The organism is Xylanimonas sp. McL0601 (assembly GCF_049852175.1).
Classification (GTDB): domain Bacteria; phylum Actinomycetota; class Actinomycetes; order Actinomycetales; family Cellulomonadaceae; genus Xylanimonas.
Window position 1 is genome coordinate 3,630,196 of sequence record NZ_CP187527.1, and the last position, 21,673, is coordinate 3,651,868.

The following is a 21,673-nucleotide window of genomic DNA, read 5'->3' on the forward strand; positions in this document are numbered from 1 at the left end:
GCGGTCAGTCGACGAACTCCGTGAGGTCCGGCTGGTGCTCGAGCGTGCCGGGGCTCGGAGGCACCGTGTCGTCCGCGAACCGGTCGCAGACGGCGGCGTTGTAGGCGTACAGGTCGTGCGAGAAGTCACGATCGATCACGGTCAGATCGAGCACCTCGCGAGAGAGAAGGCTGCTCATGGGTCCATCGTCCCGCCGCCCGTCGGGGAATCGGCCGCATTGACGCCGAAGGCTCTTGTGAATGTCGTCACAAGCCTGCCCGGGCCGTCGCGACCGTAGGCTGGCCGCCGTGAGCACCCCATCCGCGGCCCTGCCCGACGACCTCCCCGCGCGTGTCTCGGAGACGTTCGACCCCACGCGCTGGCGCACCGTCGCGGGCTTCGAGGACCTCACCGACCTCACGTACCACCGGGGCGTCGAGCGCGGCCCCGGCGGCACCCGCGACCTCCCCGTGGTCCGCGTCGCGTTCGACCGCCCCGAGGTGCGCAACGCGTTCCGCCCGCACACGGTCGACGAGCTCTACCGGGTCATGGACCACGCGCGCATGACCTCCGACGTCGGCACCGTGCTGCTCACCGGCAACGGCCCGTCCCCCAAGGACGGCGGCTGGGCGTTCTGCTCGGGCGGCGACCAGCGCATCCGCGGTCGGTCCGGCTACCAGTACACGACGGCGCCCGACGGCGAGGGCACGCCCCGCGAGACTGCGGACCACATCGACCCCGCGCGCGCCGGCCGCCTCCACATCCTCGAGGTGCAGCGCCTCATGCGGACGATGCCCAAGGTGGTCGTGGCCGTCGTCGACGGCTGGGCCGCAGGCGGCGGGCACTCGCTGCACGTGGTCGCCGACCTGTCCATCGCGTGCCGCGAGCACGCACGCTTCAAGCAGACCGACGCCGACGTCGGCAGCTTCGACGGCGGCTACGGCTCGGCCTACCTGGCCCGGCAGGTGGGCCAGAAGCGCGCCCGCGAGATCTTCTTCCTCGCCCGCGAGTACTCGGCCGACGACGCCGAGCGGTGGGGCGCGGTCAACGAGGTGGCCGCGCACGCGGACCTCGAGGGCCTCGCGATCGAGTACGCCCGGATCATCGCCACCAAGTCCCCGCAGGCGATCCGCATGCTGAAGTTCGCCTTCAACCTGGCCGACGACGGCCTGGCGGGCCAGCAGGTGTTCGCCGGCGAGGCGACCCGCCTGGCCTACATGACCGACGAGGCCGTCGAGGGCCGCGACTCCTTCCTGGAGAAGCGAGACCCGGACTGGTCGCGGTTCCCGTACTACTTCTGAGCCGCGCCTGGGGTCAGCCGATGCCCCACAGGCCTGACGCGTTCGTCGGCACCAGCTCGACCCACGTGGTGCCCGGGTCGAGCTGGACCTCCTTGCCGTCCTTCCCCTTGAGCAGCACGCGCGCGTCGAGCGACTCCTTGCTCCACGAGAGCTCGACGTACTTGCCGCCGCTAGCGAGCACGCCCGACCCGCTGCCCACCAGCTGCGTCTCGGGCACCGGGTTGCCGGCAGGGTCGCGCCACTGGGTGTTGACCATGTGGACCGCCAGCAGCAACACGTTGCGGGCGCTCAGCCGCGTGCCCGCGGTCGACACCGACGGCGTGGTGCCGTCGCTGCGCAGATAGGTGCCGCTGGCCGCGTCCCAGTCCCAGACCGTGCGCTGGATCCCGGACATCCGGACGTCGATCCGGTGCGCCGCCGACCCGGTCGAGGAGGCCGTCCCCTTGCCGACCTCGGCCGCGAACGCGAGCTGCTGCGGAGGCGGCACCGTGCGGTCGCCGTGCGCCTGGTCGAGGAACGTCTGCGGGGTGCCGATCACGTTGTGCGGGGCGCGGCGGGAGGGGTCGCGCCGGAAGCCGGCATCGCCCCTGTCCATGATCACGGACTGCACGCCCGACGCGTTGATGGCGGCGATGAACTGCGGCTGCGCGCCCGAGTAGGCGAGGATGCCACCCAGCGGCGCCACGATGGCCGGGTCCATGGGCCGGGCCGAGCGCACCGGGAGCACTGTCTCGGGGATCTGCGAGTGGTAGACGGCGACGAACCGGGTGATCCCGCCCTCGACCACCTCCTCCCACACCATGTCGGCGAGCTCGAGGCCGGTCTGCGGGCGCGCGTCGCGCGAGTTCTCGATCTTGATCGCGAGGGCCGGCCGCTGCGCCACCTTGTCCACCTGGACCCCGGTCAGCGGCCAGACGACCGGCGCCGCCGGTTCGGGCGGCGCACTCTTCGACACCGACACGTCCGGCGAGACCGTCGTGGTCACGCTCGCGGGCTGGTCCGCGCCGCACGCGGCGAGCGCGAGCGACGCCGCCAGCACTCCGACGACGGCCCCCAGGGTTCGCCTCATCACGTACCTCCTCAACTGTGCCGTCACCCTACGGTGCGCCGCCCTCAGGATGGGACAGGCGCCCTGACACCTACCCTGACCATGTGGATCACACTCCTCTCACCGGCGACGTCGGCCGCCTCGCGCGCCAGGTCCGCGCGGCCCTCGACGGCGGTCCCGCCGTCGCGCCGCTCCCGCGGCTGCACGACGCCGAGCCTCCCGCCGGCACCGCGCTCGTCGTGCGGACGTCGGGCTCGACCGGGGCTGCGCGCGAGGTCGCACTGGGCGCCGCGGCGCTGCGCGCGTCGGCCTCCGCGACGCACGAGCGGCTCGGCGGGCCCGGCCGGTGGGTGCTCACCCTCCCGGCCACGCACGTCGCCGGGCTGCAGGTGGTGGTGCGCTCGGTCCTGGCCGCCGACGCCGGCGTGCCGGACGCCCTGGTCGCGGCCGAGCCGGACGCGCACTTCACCCCGGACGCGCTCGCGGCCCTCCTGGCGCCGGCGCTCGCCGACGGCGCCCCGGTCCACGTGTCGCTCGTGCCCACGCAGCTGCACCGCGTCCTCGCCGCGGCCGACGCCGGCTCCCCCGCCGGCCTGGAGGCGCTGACCCGCTGCGCGACGGTCCTCCTGGGCGGCGCCGCGACCCCGCCCCCGCTGCTGGCCCGCGCGACGGCGGAGGGCGTCGGCGTCGTCCGCACCTACGGCATGTCGGAGACGTCGGGTGGCTGCGTCTACGACGGCATCCCGCTCAGTGGCGTCCGCCTCCGCCTCGCTCCCCCGGACCCCGCCCTCGACCTGTCAGGCCCACGGAGCGCCCTGGCGCACCCAGCCCCTGACAAGGCCCTCGGCCACACCGCGCTGTCAGCGCCACGAGGCGCCATGGCACCCCCTGGGCCTGACAAGTCGAGGTTGGGGGTGGGGGTCGTCGAGATCGCTGGGGCCACGCTGGCACTCGGGTACCTCGGCGACGACCTCGCCACCGCTGGCGCGTTCCGCACCGACGCCGACGGGGTGCGCTGGTTCCGCACGTCCGATCTCGGGGCCTTCGCTGCCGTCACCTCGACCGGCTCGGGGCAGCCCGGCGTCCTGTCCGTGCTCGGGCGGGCCGACGACGTCGTCGTGACCGGCGGCGTCAACGTGGCCCCCGCGGCCGTCGAGGCCGCCCTCGCGGCGCTCGCGCCCGCCGTGCTCGGCGTGCCCGCCGCCGAGCCGTGTGTCGTCGGCGTGCCCGACGACGAGTGGGGGCAAGCGGTCGTCGCCGTCGTCGCCGTCACCGGTGGTCCGGCAGGCCTCGACGCCGTCGGGCCCGACGCGCTCGCGCAGGTGCGGGCCGCCGTCGCGGCTAGGCTGGGAGCACCGTCGGCCCCGCGACGGGTCTACGTCACCGGCGCCCTGCCGCTGCGCGGGCCCGGCAAGGTCGACCGCCGAGCTGTGGCCGCGGCGGCCGAGGCCGCAGGCCGCTGACCCGAACCGACGCACGAGGAGCACCATGGCCACGCCCGCCGAGTGGACCGCCGGGGCCCGACCCCGCACCCTTCCCGCCGCCACGGCGCCCGTGCTCATCGGCTCGGCCGCCGCTGGGCAGGTCGGCGCCTTCTCGTTCGGCCGGGCGGTGCTCGCGCTCGGCGTCGCGCTCGCGCTCCAGGTCGGTGTCAACTACGCCAACGACTACTCGGACGGCGTGCGCGGCACCGACGTCGACCGCGTCGGCCCGCTGCGGCTGACGGCGTCGGGCCTGGCGCGGCCGGGGCACGTCAAGGCCGCGGCATTCACGGCGTTCGGAGTGGCCGCGGTCCTCGGCCTCTGGCTCACCTGGCTGACGGGGCACTGGTGGCTGCTCGCCGTCGGCGCGGCGTGCGTGCTCGCGGCCTGGTACTACACGGGCGGCAGGCGCCCGTACGGGTACGCGGGCATGGGCGAGGTCGGCGTGTTCGTCTTCTTCGGGCTCGTGGCCACGCTCGGCACCACCTACACGCAGGCCGACCGCCTCACCGGGCCGTCGGTGCTCGGGGCCGTCGGCGTCGGGCTGATCGCCTGCGCGCTGCTCATGGTCAACAACCTGCGCGACATCCCCACCGACTTCCTCGCCGGCAAGCGCACCCTGGCCGTCCGCCTCGGCGAGTCCAAGGCGCGCCGCGCCTACGTCGCCGGGATCTGGCTGCCGATCCTGCTCGGTGTCCTGTGCGCGTTCTGGACCCCGTGGGCGCTGCTCGTGGTGCTGCTCTGCGGGCCGGCCCTGCTGCTGTCGCTCCCCGTGCTCGCGGGTGCGCGCGGCACGCTGCTGGTCCCGGTGCTGGCCGGGACGGGCATGTACGAGCTGGCCTACGGCGCCCTGCTGGCGCTGGCCCTCGTCATCTGACGGGCGTCAGGCCGCCGCGGCGCTAGCTGGCCTCGTCGGGCGCTAGCTGGCGTCGTCGCCCGCGTCCTCCGCGGACTCGTCCTCGGCGACCCGGCGGGCGAACCGGCCCTGCGGGCCTTCCGCCCGGCGCGCCTTGCGGGCCTCGGACTTCGACGCCAGCCACGCCGTCGCGGCGTCGCGCTGCCTGCGCAGGAAGAGGTAGGCGACGGCCGAGGCGACGACGACGGCGACGACCGCCGCCACCACCGGGTGCGCCCCGAGAAGGAGCAGCAGCCCGAACGCCGCCAGGAGCACGACGACGCGGTAGAGCGAGTACAGGAAGAGGGGCACGCTCCAGGGTAAGCGCCCGCTGCATGCCTTCCGGACCGGCATACGCTGGGAACATGCTCCGCTTCCTGCTCACCCTGGCCATCATCGGCCTCATCGTCTACGCGATCGCCGACGTCGCCGGCGCTCGCAAGGAGGAGACGGGTGGGCTGCCGAAGTGGTTGTGGGTCGTGGTCATCCTGCTGGTGCCCGTCGTGGGCGCGCTCGCGTGGATCATGGTCCGCCGCACCGGTGGGCCGGCGCCGTCGAGCCATGGCAGCAGCACCAGCGGCCCACGCCACACGGGCCCCGTGGCCCCGGACGACGACCCGGACTTCTTGTGGCGCCTGGACCAGGAGCGTCGCCGTCGCACCAACCACGACGACCAGCCGCCCCAGCAGTCCTGAGGTCAGCCGCGCGCCGCGAGCGGCGCGGCGTCAGCTCGTCAGGCCCGAGTAGCTGTGCAGGCCGTTGAAGACCAGGTTCACGCCCGTGAAGTTGAACAGCACGCACGCGTAGCCGACGACCACGAACCAGGCCGCGCGCGAGCCCGCCCACCCGCGCGTGGTGCGCGCGTGCAGGTACGCCGCGTACACGACCCAGATGACGAACGTCCAGACCTCCTTGGGGTCCCAGCCCCAGTAGCGACCCCAGGCGTGCTCGGCCCAGATGGCGCCGCCGATGAGCGTGAACGTCCACAGCACGAACCCGACGGCGTTGAGCCGGAAGCTCAGGGCCTCGAGCGACGTCGCCGTGGGCACGCGCTCGAGCCAGCGCCAGCCCGCAGCCCACGGCGCCCCGCCCTCGCGCGCGGTGCGCAGCAGCTGCAGCACCGAGGTGACGAAGGCCACGGTGAACACGCCCGACGCGATGATCGCGACGCCCACGTGCAGCACCAGCCAGTACGACTGCAGCGCCGGCTGCACGCCCATGGCCGCGATGTAGAAGACGTTCAGCCCCAGCGTGAGGAACACGGCCGCGAGGCCGGTCACGAACGCCCCGAGGAACCGCACGTCGCGCCGGGTGTTGACGGCGAGGAACACGGCGAGGGCCACGAACGACCCGACGAGCGTGAACTCGTACATGTTGGCCCAAGGGGTGCGACCGGCGGCGATGCCGCGGGTGACGATCCCCGCGAGCAGCAGGACGGCGCCGAGCACGGTGGTCGACATCGCGATGCCGGCGGCGCGGCGATGCTCGACGGCGTCGCCGGACGGCGGAGCGCCCGCGCCGCCCGTGGCCGCGGCGACGCGGCCAGGCGCGCGCCCGGCCGCGACGGTGCCCGCGAGCGCGGGCTCCGCGGTCCGCGCCTCGACCCGTCCCTTGGCGTCGGTGCGCCGGGCGAGGTCGACGGCGAACGAGACGAGCGCGATCGTCAGCGACACGAGCGTCGCCCAGACGAGCAGCTCGCTCAGGTTCCCGATCTGCTCGGTGGTCATCGGTGGTCCTCCTGGTGGTTCGTGGCGTCCACGGTAGTGAGGTCGGTGTCGTCGGGCTCGCGCAAGCCGGGCACGGCGGCCAGCGCCCGATCGACCTCGCCCTGCAGCCCCGCGTCGTCGCCCCGCGCGAGGCCGGCGAGCTCGACGCGCGTGCCGCCGCCGTCGGGCAGGGACCACGCGCGCAGCCAGACGCGGCGGCGCGGCGTGAAGAGCGAGACGCCGAGCCCGGCGAGGGCGAGCAGGGCGAAGGTCAGCACCCAGGCGAGCGACGGGTCGTAGCGCAGGTCGAGCGCGACGTAGCGCGGCACGTCCTTGCCCAGGGTGATGCTGCCGAGGCCGTCGGGCAGGTCGACGGTCTGGCCCGGCTGGACGATCACCTGGGCGCGCTTGCCGTCGGCGCCCGTGGCGGCGGTCATCGACGCCGTGTCGAGCTTGTAGACGTTCTGGGGCACGCCGCCGTCGAGCCCGAGGTCGCCCGTCCACACCTGCAGCACGAGCATCGGGTTGTTCGGCTGCGGGAACACCGAGCGCGCCCTGCCCGCGTCGTCGACGACGGCGGTGGGCAGGAAGAATCCGGTCAGGCCGATCTGGTCGAGGCCCTTGCTGACGTCGGGCACCTTGATGACGCCGCGCGACGTGTACATCGTGTCCTGCGGGATGAACGGCACGCGCCCGGAGAATGCGACCTGGCCCTTCGCGTCGTGGACCGTGACCTCGGGGGCGAACCCGTTGCCCTGCAGGTAGATCTTGGCGCCGTCGATGGTCAGCGGGTGGTTGACCTTGATGGTGGTCTTGTCCGTCGACTCGCCGTCCGCGCCCGTCACCGTGACGTAGGCGGTGAAGTCGCGGGCCTGGGCGAACGCGACGGTGTCGGAGGCGAAGGTCGAGGAGAACTCGTCGAGCGTGAGCGAGAACGGGCTCAGCTCCTCGGCCCGGAACCACGCGCCCTTGGAGAACGTGTCGTAGTCGACGACGGCGTTGGCGAACCCGCGACTCTCGGTGACGATCGCCTGCCCGCGGTAGTGGAAGAGCTGCCCGAGCGCGATCGCCACGAGCAGGCCCAGCAGCGCGACGTGGAAGACCAGGTTGCCGGTCTCGCGCAGGTAGCCGCGCTCGGCCGCGACGGTGCGGGTCGCGGGGCGCGTGCCCTTCGCGTCCTCGGTGCCGACGTCGACGCGGAACGTCCGCCCGCGCCGCAGCCGGCCGGCGACGGCGGCGACGACGTCGTCGGGCGACGCCGTCGAGATGCCGGACGCCTGCGCGGGGAACCGCGTGAACCGCGCGGGCGTGCGCGGCGGGCGGCCGCGCAGGTTGCGCGCGTGCTGGATCGCTCGCGGCAGGATGCAGCCCACCAGCGAGACGAACAGCAGCAGGTAGATCGCGCTGAACCACGGCGACGTGTAGACGTCGAAGAAACCCAGCCGGTCGAGCCACTTGCCGCTGGTGGGGTGGTCGCCCAGGTACTGCAGCACCTTGTCCGGGTTGGGGCCGCGCTGCGGCAGGACCGAGCCGGGCACCGCAGCGACGGCCAGCAGCATGAGCAGCATCAGGGCCACGCGCATCGAGGTGAGCTGCCGCCAGGTCCAGCGCAGCAGCCCGACGACGCCGATCGCGGGCAGCTTCGGCGCACCGTCCCCGCCGGTGGTCGAGCTGGTCGAGCCTGCGGCCTCACCGCCGGGAGCGCCGACGAACTCGTCCGCGATCCCTTCGGGCCGGTACTGGGTGCGCTCAGCCATCAGACCACCGTCTCCCAGCTCCCGACCCAGCCCTGCAGCGCGCGCGTGATCTCGCCCCACGCGCCCGTCACGAGCGCAAGACCGATGAGCACCAGCAGACCGCCGCCGAGCCGCAGCATCGCCAGGCGGTGCCGGCGCAGGAACCCGAGCATCCGCTGCGAGGACTGCAGCCCCAGCGCGACCAGCAGGAACGGCACGCCCAGCCCCACGCAGTACGCGACGCCGAGCGCCACCCCGCGCGCGGCCGACGCCTGGTCGAGCGCGAGCGCCTGCACGGCCGCGAGGGTCGGCCCGATGCAGGGCGTCCAGCCCAGCCCGAACACGACACCCAGCAGCGGCGCACCCCACAGCCCCGCGCGCGGGCTCAGGTGCAGCCGCCGCTCGCGCTGCAGGAACGGGATGCCTCCGAGGAACGCGAGGCCCATGAGGATCACGACGACGCCCAGCACGCGCTGGAGGGTGTCCTCCCACCGCACGAGGTGGGCGCCGACGGCGCCCGCGGCAGCCATCAGCGCCACGAACACGACGGTGAACCCCGCCACGAACAGTCCGACGCCGACCAGCACGCGGCGGCGCCCCGGCGTCGTGCGCGCGCTGCTCGCCGGCCCCGCACCCGCGGCGGCCATGCCGCTGACGTACCCCACGTACCCGGGCACGAGCGGCAGCACGCAGGGCGAGGCGAACGACACGAGCCCGGCGAGGATCGCGACCGGGACGGCGAGCAGCATCGACCCGGAGAACGCGGTGGTGGCGAAGGTCTGACCCATCACTTGCCCGCCAGCACGTCGTCGATGAGGGCCTTGAGCGTGGACGGGTCGGCCTTGCCGACGATCCGGGCCGCGAGGCGGTGGTCCTGGTCGAGCACCACCGTGGTGGGCACGGCCTGGAGCGCGACGACGCCCGACAGCTTGGCGATGACGACCCCGCTCGAGTCCGCGATGGTCGGGTAGGGCACGCCGAACGTCCGCTCGAACGCCTGCGCGGCCCCGGCGTCGTCCTGGGTGTTGATGCCGAGCACGCGCACGCCGTCGGCCTCGCGCTCGGTCGCGAGCTTGACGAGGCCCGGCGCCTCCGCGCGGCACGGCGCACAGCCGGCGTACCAGGTGTTGACGACGACGACGTCGCCGGCCCAGTCGGCCGTCGTCACGGCCTTGCCGCCGAAGTCCTTGCCCGCGATGGTCACGGGGTCCTCGCGCTCGGCGGGCTTCCACTGGCGCACCGAGCCGTCGCCGGAGACGAACCCCTGGTCGACGACGTCGCCCGCGCCGGAGGCCTGGGTGCAGGCGGCGAGAGACATCAGAAGTGCGGCCGACGCCATGGCGGCCGTCGCAGCGATCCGGAGCTTCACTTGACGGACCACGCACCCTTGCTCAGCGACTTCGCCAGGTGCCCGGCCGGCTCGGAGTACTCGATGCCGGCGAGCTCGTCGTCCTCGAAGTGGAGGCTGGTCAGCGACGCCAGCGTGCACTGTCGGTGCCGCGGGTCGTGCCAGAGGTGCTTGCCCTCGTAGGCGAGGCGAGCGACCCAGATGGGCAGCTGGTGGCTGACGAGCACCACCTCGTGGCCGGCGTGCGCCGCGCGCGCGGCCTCGACGGCGGCCTGAATCCGGTCGGCCTGCTGGCGGTAGGGCTCGCCCCACGACGGGCGCATCGGGTTGCGCAGCAGCGCCCACCAGCGCGGGTTGAGCAGCTGCCACGGCCGGGAGCCGATCGTGGTGCCCTCGAACCGGTTGCCGGCCTCGACGAGTCGCGCGTCGGTGCCGGTCGCCAGGCCGAAAGCGGCGGAGACGGGCGCCGCCGTCTCCTGCGCGCGCTGCAGCGGTGAGGCGATCACGCCGGAGACGTCGCGGCCCTGGTCGGCGAGCGTCTTCGCGACGACGCGGGCCATCTCGTGACCGCGCTCGGACAGGTGGTAACCATCGAGCCGGCCATATAGCACGCGCCCGGGGTTGTGCACCTCTCCGTGGCGCAGAAGGTGGACGGTCGTGGTCACCATGGCGCCAGTGTCCCATGCGGGACTGGGCGCTCCGTGGGCTCCCGGCGCTCTGAGACCACCGTCACGCCATCGCGCTCTTGGCCTCCTGGGCCACCTTGGCCATGGCGCGGCCCAGCACGGAGAGCTCCTCGGCGTCCAGCACGTCGACCATGAGCCGCCGCACCGCGGCCACGTGCAGTGGGGCGGCCTCGACGAGCAGGGCCCACCCGGCGTCGGTCATGACGCAGTTGACGCCCCGCCTGTCGCCGGGCACGTCCTCCCGCACCACGAGCCCGCGCTTCTCCATGCGGTCGACGGTGTGCGTGAGGCGGCTGCGGGAGAGCGCGAGCCCGTCCGCCAGCGTGGACATGCGCAGGGTGCGGTCAGGCTGCTCGGAGAGCCGGACCATGAGGTGGTACTCGCCGAGGCTGAGCGGGATGCCGGCGTCGTGCGCCCGGTCGAGCGCGTCCACGAACCGCGCTGTGCCCTCGACGTAGGCCCGCCAAGCACGCTGCTGATCGTCCGTCAACCACCGCGGCTCTGCCATGGGAATACGCTACGCGAGCCCGTGGTTGACAAGGTCGTAAACGCTGATAGTTGCGATTTCAACTATCTACGCGACAACAGCTCGACCACCACGAGGAGCAAACCCATGGCCACGCCGCTGCCCTCCGGCCTCACCGCCGGCACGTACACCATCGACGCCTCGCACTCCACCGCGTCGTTCTCCGTCCGCCACGCGGGCATGGCCAAGGTGCGCGGCACGATCGCCATCACCTCCGGCACCGTCACCGTGGGCGACGACCTCGAGTCGTCCTCCGTCACCGCCGTCCTCGACGCCGCGTCCGTCAGCACCGGCGACGCGAACCGCGACGGTCACCTCAAGAGCGCCGACTTCTGGCACGCCGAGGAGCGCCCCACGTGGACGTTCACGTCGAACGCCGTCAAGGCCCACGGCCGCCACCTCGTCGTCGCGGGCGACCTGACCATCAACGACGTCACCCAGCAGGTCGAGCTCGAGACCGAGTTCGTCGGCACCGGCACCGATCCGTTCGGCTACGCGCGCGCCGGCTTCGAGTCGACCGTCGAGATCTCTCGCGCCAACTTCGGCCTGACCTGGAACGCGGCCCTCGAGACGGGTGGCTTCCTGGTGGGCGACAAGGTCAAGATCGCGCTGGACGTCTCCGCGGTCAAGCAGGCCTGAGCCAACCCCTCCTTTCGACGTCGTACTTGGTGGCGTTCTCGGCGCGAGAACGCCACCAGGTACGACGCTCAAAGGGAGGAGAGCTTCGGTCCGGACGAGGGCGTCAGCCCGCGACGGACGGCGGAGCTTCAGCGCGTCGCGGCCCGGGCCGCCGCGTGGAACGCCAGGATCTGCAGCTCGCCCGCGACGTCGACGCTGCGGACCACCGCGTCGTCGGGCAGCTGGAGCGCCACCGGCGCGAACGACAGGATCTCCCGCACGCCCGCCGCGACGACCCGCTCGGCGATGGCCTGCGCGGCCGGCCCCGGCGTGGCGAGCACCACCATCGTCACGGCCTCACGCTCGAGCACCTTCTCGAGGTCGTCGAGGTGCTCCACGACCAGACCCCTGGACGGCCGCGTCCCCACGACGGCGGATGCGACGTCCAGCAGCGCCACCACCTCGAAGCCCCGCTTGGTGTAGCCGGAGTAGTTGGCGAGCGCCTGCCCCAGGTTGCCGAGGCCGATGATGGCGAGCCGGTGCGTGGACCCCAGCCCCAGCGCCCCGGCGATCACCGCGGACAGCGACGCGACGTCGTACCCCACGCCGCGCGTGCCGAAGGAGCCGAGGTACGACAGGTCCTTGCGCAGCTGCGCGGACCCCACCCCTGAGACGTCGGCGAGCTCGGTCGACGACGTCACCCGCACCCCCGCCGCCTGCAGGTCGCGCAACGCGCGCAAGTAGTAGGGAAGCCGCGCCACCGTCGCCGCAGGGACCGCCAGCTCGCCGGTCTCGATCACCGCATCCTCCTGTCCGCCATCAGCGGCGGCCCGCCACCAGGCGTCGCGCCAGCCTGTCACCGTCGACCTGCCAGAAGCCTTGCTGCACGCCGTCGACCTCGACGACGGGCACGTAGTCGCCGTACCGGTTCTGGAGAGTAGCGGAGTCGGGGCCGACGTCGATGTCGACCTCACGCCACGTCTCACCGACCGCCTGGCAGACCCGGGCCACGACCTCCCGTGCGTCGTCGCACAGGTGGCAGCCCACCCTGCTGAACAGGACCACGCGCGGAGTCTTCTCCTGCGGCTCCACCGGCGGCATGTCCACGACCACAGACTACGCGCGCGGATAAGGTGGGCGGCATGTCCGACGCGCAGGCTGCCTCACCGCACCGCCGGGCCGCCGCGTTCTTCGACGTCGACAACACCGTGATCCGCGGTGCGAGCGCGTACCACCTGGCTCGCGCGCTGTACCAGCGCAAGTTCTTCGGCACGGGAGACCTGGTGCGGTTCGGGTTCATCCAGGCCCGGTACCTGTTGTTCGGGGAGTCCAAGGAGCAGATCGACCAGGTGCGCGAGCGCGCGCTGTCGCTCATCGCGGGGCGCTCGGTGGCCGAGGTCACGGCCGTGGGCGAGGAGGTCTACGACACCGTCCTCGAGCTGCGCATCTTTCCCGGCACGAAGAAGCTGCTCGACGAGCACATCGCCGCGGGAGACGAGGTGTGGCTCGTCACGGCGACGCCCGTCGAGATCGGCCGGCTCATCGCGCGACGCCTCGGCGCCACGGGCTGCCTCGGCACGGTCGCGGAGCACAAGGACGGCTTCTACACCGGGCGCCTGCTGGGCGACCTCATGCACGGCGCGGTCAAGGCCGACGCCGTCCGGGAGCTCGCCGAGCGCGAGGGGCTCGACCTCGACGAGTCGTACGCCTACGGCGACTCGCTCAACGACCTGCCGATGATGAACGCCGTCGGCCACCCGTGCCCGATCAACCCGGACGGGCGGCTGCGGCGCCACGCGCGCGACATCGGCTGGCCGATCCGCGAGTTCCGTGGCCGCCGCCAGCGCGTGGCGGGACGCAGCGTCAAGACGGCGTCGTGGGCCGGCGCCGCGTGGGTCGCCGGGCTGGTGGTGCGGGCCGTGCGCCGGCAGGTGCGCAAGCGCCTCGACCTGCGCTGACCCGCAGCGGGCGCGGCCGGGACTGCGCCGGGACTGCGCGGGGAAAGCACGAAGCCCGGCCCCTGAGGGCCGGGCTCCGGACGTCACTTCTTGTTGCGACGCTGGTGACGCGTCTTGCGAAGCAGCTTGCGGTGCTTCTTCTTCGCCATGCGCTTGCGGCGCTTCTTGATGACGGAGCCCATGAGGTCCTCCACGGTGCGGGTCGGTCGGCGGAACGTCGTCGGTCCACCGGGGCCCCGCGAGGGGCGACCGCCGACCAACTCAGAAAAGTCCGTCCGCCAGCCTACCCGATCGGTGGCAGTGGCCGGAAAACGGAGGCGCTCACGCGCCATCACACATCGCGAACGCCCCCGGCCTTCGTCCGCTTCCGGCGGGCACGGTCAGTCCTGGTACGGGTCCAGGCCCCAGAGGGGGAACACGTGCTTGCGCGTGGCGAGCACCGCACGGTCGACGTCGTCGGCCGGGTCGTAGCCCGCGGTCCACGGCTGCCACTTGACCGCCTCGACGCCGAGGACCGTCGCGGCGTCGAGCCCCGAGACCGCCGCCACGTGTTCGCGCCAGCCCTGCGGCAGCGGCTGCGAGAGGTCGAGCGGCCGGTGCAGCGCCTCCGCGACGAGCGACGTCCACACGAGCGGCACGACGTCGACGACGGCGTACCCGCCGCCGCCGAGCGCGACCCAGCGGCCCTCGCACAGCTCGTGCGCGAGCTCGTGCACCAGACGGGCTGCGTGCCGCTGCGCGTCGACTCCCACGCGGAGGTCGCTCAGCGGGTCGCGCGCGTGGGCGTCGGCCCCGTGCTGCGACACGATCACGTCGGGCCGGAACTCGCGCAGGACGGCCGGCACGACGGCGTCGACAGCCCGCAGCCAGCCGGCGGAGGCGGTGCGCGGCGGCAGCGCGATGTTGACGGCGGTGCCCTCGGCGCCCCGGCCGCCGACATCGGCGGGGCTGCCGGTGCCGGGGAAGAGCGTGTTCCCGTCCTGGTGCACCGACACCGTGAGGACGCGAGCGTCGTCCCAGAACAGGTTCTCGACTCCGTCGCCGTGGTGCGCGTCGAGGTCGACGTAGGCGACGCGCCGGGCCCCGGCGTCGAGCAGGCGGCGGATCGCCGCGGCCGCGTCGTTGTAGATGCAGAAGCCCGACGCGGCGTCACGGTGCGCATGGTGCATGCCGCCCGCGATGTTGAGCCCGTGCAGGGCCGTGCCGTCCCACACCGCCTGCGCGACGTCGACCGACCCGGCGACCAGGCGGGCAGCGGCCTCGTGCATCCCGGGGAACACCGGGTCGTCCTCGGTGCCGAGCCCGCGCTCCGGGTCGGGGACGCCGTCGGTTCCGGCGCGGCGCACGGCCGCGACATAGGCCCGGTCGTGGACCGTCTCGACCAGCGCGTCGGGCGCCGGCGGCACGGTGACCACCTCGAGGTCCGGCGAGGCGAGCAGTCCCAGGTCCTCGACGAGGCGCATCGTGAGGTCGAGGCGCGCGGGCGACATCGGGTGGCCGCGGCCGAAGTCGTAGTGCAGGAGCTCGGGGCTCCAGACAAGACGGACCAAGGACATTCCGTCACGGTAACGGACCACGTGGCAGAGTTGGTCCGGCGTCCAGGCGGCACGGGACAAGGAGGTCACGGATGGCGCGCGCGCAGGGCGGCCTGCTCGGGTTCCGTGAGTTCGTGGACCGTACCGCGCGGCAGTCCCCCGCCCGGCTGGCCGTGACGGTGTTCCTCGGCGTCTGCGGCCTGTTCACTTTGCTGCTCCTGGCCCCATGGGCGACGGCGACCGGCCGGTCGGTGCCCTTCGTCGACGCCTTGTTCACCGCGATCTCGGCGGTGTGCGTCACGGGCCTGACCGTCGTCCCGACCGGGACGTACTGGTCCGCGTGGGGCCTGGTCGTGATCCTGGTCGCCATCAAGGTCGGCGGCTTCGGGGTGATGACGCTCGCCTCGATCCTCGGCCTTGCCGTCTCCCGCCGGATCGGCCTCACGGCGCGCCTGCTCACGGCGTCGGAGACGCGCACCGAGCGCCTCGGCGAGGTCGGCTCGCTGGTGCGGGTCGTCATCGTGACGTCGACATCGCTCGAGCTGGTCGTCGCGACGCTGCTCTTCCCCCGGTTCCTGGCCCTCGGCCAGCCGCTGGGCGAGGCGGCGTGGCACGCGCTGTTCTTCGGCATCTCCGCCTTCAACAACTCCGGCTTCGTCCCGACCCAAGAGGGTCTCGCGCCGTACGTCGGCGACTGGCTCCTGGACCTGCCGATCATCCTCGGCGTGTTCGTCGGCGCCCTCGGCTTCCCGGTGATCCTCAACATCCTCGCCACGCGCCGCAAGCGGCACCGCGCGTGGACGCGCTGGTCGCTGCACACCAAGCTGACGATCGCGACGAGCGGGGCGCTGGTGGTGCTCGGCTGGCTGCTCATGGCGGCGCTCGAGTGGGACAACCCGGCCACTTTCGGCCCGCTGCCCACGGGCGACAAGCTGCTGGCGTCCTTGTTCGCGGGCGTCATGCCCCGCTCCGCCGGGTTCAGCACGGTCGACGTCGGCGCGATGCACCAGGGCACGTGGCTCGTCACCGACGCGCTGATGTTCGTGGGCGGCGGCTCGGCATCGACCGGTGGCGGCATCAAGGTGACGACGTTGGCCGTGATGCTGCTCGCGATCCTCGCCGAGGCGCGCGGCGACAAGGACATCGAGGCGTACGGCCGGCGCATCCCCCGCGACACGCTGCGCGTCGCGATCGCCGTGGTCTTCCTGGGCGCGACGACGGTGCTGGTCGGCTCGATGCTGCTCCTCGAGATCACCGGCAAGCCGCTCGACGTCGTGCTCTTCGAGGTGATCTCCGCGTTCGCTACGTGCGGGCTGTCCACGGGCCTGACGCCCGGCCTGCCCGACGCCGGCAAGTACGTGCTGTGCGTGCTCATGTTCGTGGGCCGCACCGGATCCATGACGTTCGCGGCGGCGCTCGCGCTCCGCGACCGGCGGCGCATCGTAAGGTTCCCGGAGGAACGCCCGATCATCGGTTGAGGGGGTGGCCATGGCGGACATGCGAAGGCCGGCGAAGGAGAAGAAGGCGCCCGAGCGGGACGCGGGCGTGCTGGTGCTCGGCCTGGGCCGGTTCGGCTCGGCGATCGCGGAGACGATCGACCGGCTGGGCCAGGACGTGCTCGCCGTCGAGCGCGACGAGACGCGGATCGCGCAGTGGTCCGGCCGGCTGCCGCTGGTGCAGGCGGACGCGACCAACCCCGAGGCGCTCGAGCAGCTCGGCGCGAAGGACTTCGCCGTCGCCGTCGTGGGTATCGGCAGCTCGCTCGAGGCGTCGGTGCTGGTCACCGCCAACCTCGTGGACCTCGGCACGCCGCAGATCTGGGCCAAGGCCGTCTCGTCCGAGCACGGGCGCATCCTGCAGCGCATCGGCGCGCACCACGTCGTCTACCCCGAGTCCGACGCCGGGGCGCGCGTCGCGCACCTCGTGAGCGGCAAGCTGCTCGACTACATCGAGGTCGAGGACGACTTCACGATCGTCAAGATGCGCCCGCCCAAGGAGATGCAGGGCTTCACGCTCGCGCAGTCGGACATCCGCCGGCGCCACGGCGTCACGGTCATCGGCGTGAAGTCGCCGGGCCACGAGTTCCTGTACGCCAGCCCGGAGACGCTCGTCCACGCGACCGACCTGATCGTCTGCGGCGGCCACGCCGACCTCCTGGAGCGCTTCGCGGCGCGCCCCTGACCGCCGGCGCGCGCGGCCAGCTCCTTTCGGCGTCGTCAGGGACGGGCTACGTCGGCCGGCGGCCGGCCAGCGCCCGTTGCAGCACCACGAACACGAGCATGAGAGCGCCGATGACGATGCGCGTCCACCACGAGCTCAGCGTGCCCTCGAACGTGATGGCCGTCTGGATCAGCCCCAGCACGAGCACGCCGAGCAGCGAGCCGATCACGAACCCGGTCCCGCCGGTCAGCAGCGTGCCTCCGATGACGACGGCGGCGATCGCGTCGAGCTCCATGCCGACGCCCGTCAGCGAGTAGCCGGACCGGGAGAACATCGCGAACAGCAGGCCGCCGATGCCCGCGCACGTGCCCGAGACGACGTAGACGAGCACCTTCGTCCGCGCCACCGGGAGACCCATGAGCAGGGCCGACTGCTCGCTGCCGCCGATCGCGTAGACCGTGCGCCCGAACCGGGTGTAGTGCAGCACCCAGAAAGCGACCGCGAGGGTCGCGAGCGCGATGAGCCCGGCGCCAGTGATCCGCCAGCCGTTCACGGACTGGAGGCTGAAGTTGGTGAACGCGACGAAGGACTCGTCGCGGATCGGCACCGACTCGGGCGCGATCACGTAGCACAGACCGCGTGCCAGGAACATGGCAGCGAGCGACGCGACGAACGGCTGCACCTCGAAGACGTGCACCATCAGCCCCACCACCAGGCCGATTGTCGTGCCCACGAGAACGACCGCGGGGATCACCACCGGCGCCGGCAGGCCGGCCCGGAACGCGACCGCGGCGACGATCCCGGACAGCGCCACCACCGCACCGACGGACAGGTCGATGCCCCCGGTGAGGATCACGAACGTCATCCCGACGGCCAGCGCCACGAGGTGGGCGTTGTTGATGAGGAGGTTCGACAGCACCCGCGGTGAGGCGAACGCCTCGTAGCGTGCGCCGCCGACGACGAGCATGAGCAGCAGCACGGCGAGCGTGCCGACGACGGGCAGGTAGCGGCGGTCGAGCCGCACCCGCTTGACAGCGCCCACGAGAACCGCCACGCGCGGCGGCTCCTCGGGCGACTCGACCTTGGTCATCAGGCCACCTCCGCGGCTGCCGCGGCCGTGGGGGCCACGCGCCGTCGTCGGGCCGCGATGCGACGGCGGACGGCCGGCGACTGGGCCAGGCACACCGCGATCACCACCACGGCCTTGAACAGGGGCGTCACCGACGGCGAGATGCCGAGCATGGTTACGGTGACGCTCAGGGTCTGGATGACGAGGACGCCCACGAGCGTCCCCGACAGGGAGAACTTGCCGCCCGCGAGCGACGTGCCGCCGATGACGACGGCGAGGATCGCGTCGAGCTCGATGAACAGGCCGGCGTTGTTCGCGTCGGCCGCCATGGTGTTCGCGGCGATCATCAGCCCCGCGAGGCCGGAGAACACCGCGCTGACCACGTAGACCGCCCACGTCAGCCCCCGCGCGCTGACGCCGGCCAGCCGCGCGGCGGGCGGGTTGACGCCCACGGACTCGATGAGCATGCCGAGAGCCGTGCGCCGCGTCAGGAGCGCGACGCCCCCGAACACGAGGCCGGCGAGGATCACCGCGATCGGCAGGCCCACCCAGAACCCGGTGCCGATCGCCTTGAACGGTGGGCTGGTGACGGTGGTGATCTGCCCGCCGGTGATGAGCATGGCGATGCCGCGCCCGGCGGTCATCAGCACGAGGGTGGCGATGATCGGCTGGATGCGCAGCACGGCGACGAGGAACCCGTTCCAGACCCCGAGCACCGCGCAGGTCGCCAGCGCGAGCAGGCAGGCGATCGCGACGGTGGCGCCCGCCGTCGGGTCGGGCGCCCCGGCCACGAACGTCAGCCCGATGGCCCCGGCGATCGCCACGACGGCGCCGACGGACAGGTCGATGCCGCGCGTGGCGATGACGAGCGTCATCCCGAGCGCGACGAGAAGCAGCGGCGAGCCCTGCCGGAGCAGGTTGATCAGCGCTCCGAACAGGTGCCCGTCGAGCACCTTGACCTCGAGGAAGCTCGGTTTGCGCACGGTGTTGGCCACGAGGAGCGCGACGAGGGCCATCACGGGCCAGAACAGGCGGTGCCGCACGACGTCCTTCACGAGACCTCCCCGCTCGCGATGAGGTCGACGACGTCGTCGATGCCGACGTCGTCGGAGTTGACGAGCTCGCCGACCTTCGCCCGGTCCCGCAGCACGGCGACGCGGTGGGACAGGCGCAGGACCTCCTCGAGCTCGGCCGAGATGAACACGACCGCCATGCCGTGCGCGGCAAGGTCCGCGACGAGGCGCTGGATCTCCGCCTTGGCGCCGACGTCGATGCCGCGCGTGGGCTCGTCGAGGACGAGCACCCGCGGGGCGGTGGCCAGCCAGCGCGCGAGCAGCACCTTCTGCTGGTTGCCGCCCGACAGGTTGCGCACCAGCGCGTCGGGGTTGGCGGGGCGGATCCCCAGCGTGGCGACGTACCGCTCGACGATCTCGTCGACCAGCCGGCCCGGCAGGCGGCGGGCCCACCCGCGGTCGGCCTGGAGCGCGAGCACGATGTTCTCCCGCACCGTGAGGTCGCCGACGAGCCCCTCGGCCTTGCGGTCCTCCGAGGAGTACGCGATCTTGCGCCGCAGGGCCGCGCGCGGCGTCCCGAACCGCACGTTCCGGCCGTCGACGCGCAGCCGTCCGGTGTCCGGCCGGTCGGCTCCCGTCAGCAGCCGCGCGAGCTCGGTGCGGCCCGAGCCCAGCAGCCCCGCGAGGCCTACGACCTCGCCAGCGTGCACCTCGAGGTCGAAGGGCTGGATGGCACCCTTGCGCCCGAGGGCCACGGCCTCGACCACCGGTTGCTCGGCGGCCGACGTGCCGACGTCGGGCCGCGGCGCTTCCTCGATCTGCTCGAGCACCTCGATCGACCTCCCGATCATGTGGTGCACGAGCTCGCGGCGCGGCAGCTCGACCGTGCGGAACTCCCCCACGAGCCGGCCGTTGCGCAGCACCGTCATGCGGTCGCTGATTGCGTAGACCTGCTCGAGGAAGTGCGAGACGAACAGGATCGCCACGCCGTCGTCGCGTAGCCGGCGCACGACGCCGAACAGCCGCTCGACCTCCTCGGAGTCGAGGCTGGAGGTCGGCTCGTCGAGCACGAGCACCCGCGGCTCGACCACGAGCGAGCGGCAGATGGCCACCAGCTGCTGGACGGCGAGCGAGTGCGCGCCGAGCGACGACGTGGGGTCGATGTGCACGTCCAGACGCGCCAGCAGCTCCTGGGCCCGGCGGCGGGTGGCCCGCCAGTCGACGGAGCGGGCGCGCCGGAGCTCGTGGCCGAGCATCACGTTCTCGGCCACGGACAGGTTCTCGCAGAGGTTGACCTCCTGGAACACCGTGCTGACGCCGGCGGACTGGGCGTCGCCCGGCCCGCCGAACGCCACCGGCTCGCCGTCGACGGTGACGAACCCCGCTGTCGGCTGGTGCACGCCCGTGAGGGTCTTGATCAGGGTCGACTTGCCGGCCCCGTTCTCGCCCAGCAGGGCGTGCACCTCCCCGCGACGCAGGGTGAGGTCGACGCCGTCGAGAGCGCGCACCCCGGGGAACTCCACGGTGATGCCACGCATCTCGACGACGGCGGTGGCCTCAGCCATTGTCAGTACTTGCGGTCCGGGAGCGCGGCCTTGGCGGCCTCCTGGTCGAACGCGTCGTCGTGGGTGACGATGCGCTTGTCGACCGCCTCGCCGGCCACGACCTTCTTGGCCATGTCCGCCAGGTCCGGGCCGAGCAGCGGGTTGCACTCGACGATGTAGCTGATCTTGCCGTCCGCGAGAGCCTGCATGCCGTCCTTGACGCCGTCGATCGAGACGATCTTGATGTCCTTGCCCGGCGTCAGGCCCGCGGCCTCGATGGCCTCGATGGCGCCGAGGCCCATGTCGTCGTTGTGCGCGAACACCACGTCGATGTTGTCGTGCGCCTGGAGGAAGCCCTCCATGACCGTCTTGCCCTCCGCGCGCGTGAAGTTGCCGGTCTGGGAGTCGATCACCTTGATGTTGCTGTTGCCGGCGATCGCCTCCTCGAAGCCCTTCTTGCGGTCGATCGCGGGCGCGGAGCCCGTGGTGCCCTCGAGCTGGACGACGTTGATCGGCTTGGTGCCGAGGTTCTCGGAGACCCACTCGCCGACGCGCTTGCCCTCCTCGACGAAGTCGGAGCCGATGAAGGAGGCGTAGAGCGAGTCGTCGGTGACGTCGACGGCGCGGTCGGTGAGGATCACCGGGATGTGCGCCTGCTTGGCCTCCTGCAGCACGGCGTCCCAGCCGGACTCGACGACGGGCGAGAACGCGATGACGTCGACGCCCTGCGCGATGTAGGAGCGGATCGCCTGGATCTGGTTCTCCTGCTTCTGCTGCGCGTCGGAGAACTTCAGGTCGAACCCGTTCTCCTTGGTGATCGTGTCCTTGATGGACTGCGTGTTGGCGGTGCGCCAGCCGGACTCGGCCCCCACCTGGGCGAACCCGAGGGTGATGACCCCGTCGCCTCCTCCGCCGCTGCTCCCGGAGCCGCCCGGGTTCCCGGAGCTTCCGGAGGCGCACGCGGCGAGCGCAAGCAGCGCCGTGGCCGAGAGTGCTGTCAGAACGGTACGGCGGTGGTGCGTGCGTGCCATATCTCCTCCTCGAGACCAGCCACTTCGATGTGGCCCGAC

Annotated in this window: 25 protein-coding genes; 8 read left to right on the forward strand and 17 right to left on the reverse strand. The window is 72.7% G+C overall.

Annotated features, from left to right (window positions below):
* Positions 1-4: 4 nt before the first annotated feature.
* The gene (locus ACO4JP_RS16795) at positions 5-178 is read right to left on the reverse strand and encodes a hypothetical protein (protein WP_425955112.1); all 174 of its coding nucleotides are present in this window, start codon (positions 176-178) and stop codon (positions 5-7) included.
* Between the two features lie 109 nt (positions 179-287).
* On the opposite strand from ACO4JP_RS16795, the gene ACO4JP_RS16800 reads away from it, so the two are divergent.
* Positions 288-1,280 (forward strand): 1,4-dihydroxy-2-naphthoyl-CoA synthase, encoded by a 993-nt coding sequence (locus ACO4JP_RS16800; RefSeq protein WP_425955113.1) that lies wholly within the window; start codon positions 288-290, stop codon positions 1,278-1,280.
* Between the two features lie 13 nt (positions 1,281-1,293).
* Here ACO4JP_RS16800 and ACO4JP_RS16805 read toward each other — a convergent pair whose 3' ends face one another.
* Positions 1,294-2,349: a DUF3048 domain-containing protein gene (locus tag ACO4JP_RS16805; RefSeq protein ID WP_425955114.1), complete on the reverse strand. Its 1,056-nt coding sequence runs from the start codon at positions 2,347-2,349 to the stop codon at positions 1,294-1,296.
* A gap of 83 nt (positions 2,350-2,432) precedes the next feature.
* Here ACO4JP_RS16805 and ACO4JP_RS16810 point away from each other — a divergent pair, with 83 nt between their 5' ends.
* Both ACO4JP_RS16810 and ACO4JP_RS16815 read left to right on the forward strand, forming a co-directional pair.
* Positions 2,433-3,791, forward strand: coding sequence for an AMP-binding protein (locus ACO4JP_RS16810; RefSeq protein ID WP_425955115.1), 1,359 nt, complete (start codon positions 2,433-2,435; stop codon positions 3,789-3,791).
* Between the two features lie 25 nt (positions 3,792-3,816).
* Positions 3,817-4,686 (forward strand): 1,4-dihydroxy-2-naphthoate polyprenyltransferase, encoded by an 870-nt coding sequence (locus ACO4JP_RS16815; RefSeq protein WP_425955116.1) that lies wholly within the window; start codon positions 3,817-3,819, stop codon positions 4,684-4,686.
* Between the two features lie 42 nt (positions 4,687-4,728).
* Here ACO4JP_RS16815 and ACO4JP_RS16820 read toward each other — a convergent pair whose 3' ends face one another.
* Positions 4,729-5,016, reverse strand: a complete 288-nt coding sequence (locus tag ACO4JP_RS16820) for a DUF4229 domain-containing protein (protein ID WP_425955117.1) — start codon at positions 5,014-5,016, stop codon at positions 4,729-4,731.
* Positions 5,017-5,069: 53 nt separating this feature from the next.
* Between ACO4JP_RS16820 and ACO4JP_RS16825 the strand changes: the two genes are divergently transcribed.
* Positions 5,070-5,399 (forward strand): PLDc N-terminal domain-containing protein, encoded by a 330-nt coding sequence (locus tag ACO4JP_RS16825; RefSeq protein WP_425955118.1) that lies wholly within the window; start codon positions 5,070-5,072, stop codon positions 5,397-5,399.
* Between the two features lie 30 nt (positions 5,400-5,429).
* On the opposite strand, the gene ccsB is transcribed toward ACO4JP_RS16825, so the two are convergent.
* From ccsB to ACO4JP_RS16855, 6 genes are all read right to left on the reverse strand, one after another.
* Positions 5,430-6,431, reverse strand: a complete 1,002-nt coding sequence (gene ccsB, locus ACO4JP_RS16830) for a c-type cytochrome biogenesis protein CcsB (RefSeq protein WP_425955119.1) — start codon at positions 6,429-6,431, stop codon at positions 5,430-5,432.
* Positions 6,428-8,167 carry a cytochrome c biogenesis protein ResB gene (resB, locus tag ACO4JP_RS16835; protein ID WP_425955120.1) on the reverse strand — a complete coding sequence of 580 codons (1,740 nt, stop codon included), beginning with the start codon at positions 8,165-8,167 and terminating at the stop codon, positions 6,428-6,430. The genes ccsB and resB overlap by 4 nt, the downstream gene beginning before the upstream one ends.
* Entirely contained in the window at positions 8,167-8,934 is a 768-nt protein-coding gene (locus ACO4JP_RS16840; RefSeq protein WP_425955121.1) for a cytochrome c biogenesis CcdA family protein, read from the reverse strand. The genes resB and ACO4JP_RS16840 overlap by 1 nt, the downstream gene beginning before the upstream one ends.
* Entirely contained in the window at positions 8,934-9,527 is a 594-nt protein-coding gene (locus ACO4JP_RS16845; protein ID WP_425955122.1) for a TlpA family protein disulfide reductase, read from the reverse strand. Before ACO4JP_RS16845 ends, ACO4JP_RS16840 begins: the two co-directional genes overlap by 1 nt.
* Positions 9,512-10,162, reverse strand: a complete 651-nt coding sequence (locus tag ACO4JP_RS16850; protein WP_425955123.1) for a histidine phosphatase family protein — start codon at positions 10,160-10,162, stop codon at positions 9,512-9,514. The genes ACO4JP_RS16845 and ACO4JP_RS16850 overlap by 16 nt, the downstream gene beginning before the upstream one ends.
* Before the next feature lie 61 nt (positions 10,163-10,223).
* The gene (locus ACO4JP_RS16855; RefSeq protein ID WP_425955124.1) at positions 10,224-10,688 is read right to left on the reverse strand and encodes a MarR family winged helix-turn-helix transcriptional regulator; all 465 of its coding nucleotides are present in this window, start codon (positions 10,686-10,688) and stop codon (positions 10,224-10,226) included.
* A 105-nt stretch (positions 10,689-10,793) separates the two neighbouring features.
* On the opposite strand from ACO4JP_RS16855, the gene ACO4JP_RS16860 reads away from it, so the two are divergent.
* On the forward strand, positions 10,794-11,345 hold the full coding sequence (locus ACO4JP_RS16860; protein ID WP_425955125.1) for a YceI family protein: 552 nt from the start codon (positions 10,794-10,796) through the stop codon (positions 11,343-11,345).
* 128 nt (positions 11,346-11,473) lie between these two features.
* On the opposite strand, the gene ACO4JP_RS16865 is transcribed toward ACO4JP_RS16860, so the two are convergent.
* Complete coding sequence (locus ACO4JP_RS16865) at positions 11,474-12,124, reverse strand: redox-sensing transcriptional repressor Rex (protein WP_425955126.1); 651 nt, start codon at positions 12,122-12,124, stop codon at positions 11,474-11,476.
* A gap of 19 nt (positions 12,125-12,143) precedes the next feature.
* A complete protein-coding gene (locus ACO4JP_RS16870) occupies positions 12,144-12,425 on the reverse strand; it encodes a glutaredoxin family protein (RefSeq protein ID WP_425957135.1) in 282 nt (93 codons plus the stop codon).
* A 41-nt stretch (positions 12,426-12,466) separates the two neighbouring features.
* Between ACO4JP_RS16870 and ACO4JP_RS16875 the strand changes: the two genes are divergently transcribed.
* A complete protein-coding gene (locus tag ACO4JP_RS16875; protein WP_425955127.1) occupies positions 12,467-13,282 on the forward strand; it encodes an HAD family hydrolase in 816 nt (271 codons plus the stop codon).
* Positions 13,283-13,365: 83 nt separating this feature from the next.
* Here the strand turns inward: ACO4JP_RS16875 and ACO4JP_RS16880 are convergent, their stop codons facing one another.
* On the reverse strand, positions 13,366-13,464 hold the full coding sequence (locus ACO4JP_RS16880) for a 30S ribosomal protein bS22 (protein ID WP_003792170.1): 99 nt from the start codon (positions 13,462-13,464) through the stop codon (positions 13,366-13,368).
* Between the two features lie 198 nt (positions 13,465-13,662).
* Entirely contained in the window at positions 13,663-14,838 is a 1,176-nt protein-coding gene (locus tag ACO4JP_RS16885; protein WP_425955128.1) for an acetoin utilization protein AcuC, read from the reverse strand.
* Positions 14,839-14,909: 71 nt separating this feature from the next.
* Here ACO4JP_RS16885 and ACO4JP_RS16890 point away from each other — a divergent pair, with 71 nt between their 5' ends.
* Positions 14,910-16,295 (forward strand): TrkH family potassium uptake protein, encoded by a 1,386-nt coding sequence (locus ACO4JP_RS16890; RefSeq protein ID WP_425955129.1) that lies wholly within the window; start codon positions 14,910-14,912, stop codon positions 16,293-16,295.
* 10 nt (positions 16,296-16,305) lie between these two features.
* Positions 16,306-16,998 carry a potassium channel family protein gene (locus ACO4JP_RS16895; RefSeq protein ID WP_425955130.1) on the forward strand — a complete coding sequence of 231 codons (693 nt, stop codon included), beginning with the start codon at positions 16,306-16,308 and terminating at the stop codon, positions 16,996-16,998.
* Positions 16,999-17,044: 46 nt separating this feature from the next.
* Here the strand turns inward: ACO4JP_RS16895 and yjfF are convergent, their stop codons facing one another.
* Genes yjfF through ACO4JP_RS16915 form a run of 4 tightly spaced genes read right to left on the reverse strand, consistent with a single transcriptional unit; the run spans position 17,045 to position 21,634 of the window.
* Positions 17,045-18,067 carry a galactofuranose ABC transporter, permease protein YjfF gene (yjfF, locus tag ACO4JP_RS16900; protein WP_425955131.1) on the reverse strand — a complete coding sequence of 341 codons (1,023 nt, stop codon included), beginning with the start codon at positions 18,065-18,067 and terminating at the stop codon, positions 17,045-17,047.
* Positions 18,067-19,101 (reverse strand): ABC transporter permease, encoded by a 1,035-nt coding sequence (locus ACO4JP_RS16905; RefSeq protein ID WP_425955132.1) that lies wholly within the window; start codon positions 19,099-19,101, stop codon positions 18,067-18,069. Before ACO4JP_RS16905 ends, yjfF begins: the two co-directional genes overlap by 1 nt.
* Positions 19,098-20,624 carry a sugar ABC transporter ATP-binding protein gene (locus ACO4JP_RS16910; protein WP_425955133.1) on the reverse strand — a complete coding sequence of 509 codons (1,527 nt, stop codon included), beginning with the start codon at positions 20,622-20,624 and terminating at the stop codon, positions 19,098-19,100. The genes ACO4JP_RS16905 and ACO4JP_RS16910 overlap by 4 nt, the downstream gene beginning before the upstream one ends.
* Positions 20,625-20,626: 2 nt before the next feature.
* Positions 20,627-21,634: an ABC transporter substrate-binding protein gene (locus tag ACO4JP_RS16915; protein WP_425955134.1), complete on the reverse strand. Its 1,008-nt coding sequence runs from the start codon at positions 21,632-21,634 to the stop codon at positions 20,627-20,629.
* Positions 21,635-21,673 lie beyond the last annotated feature (39 nt).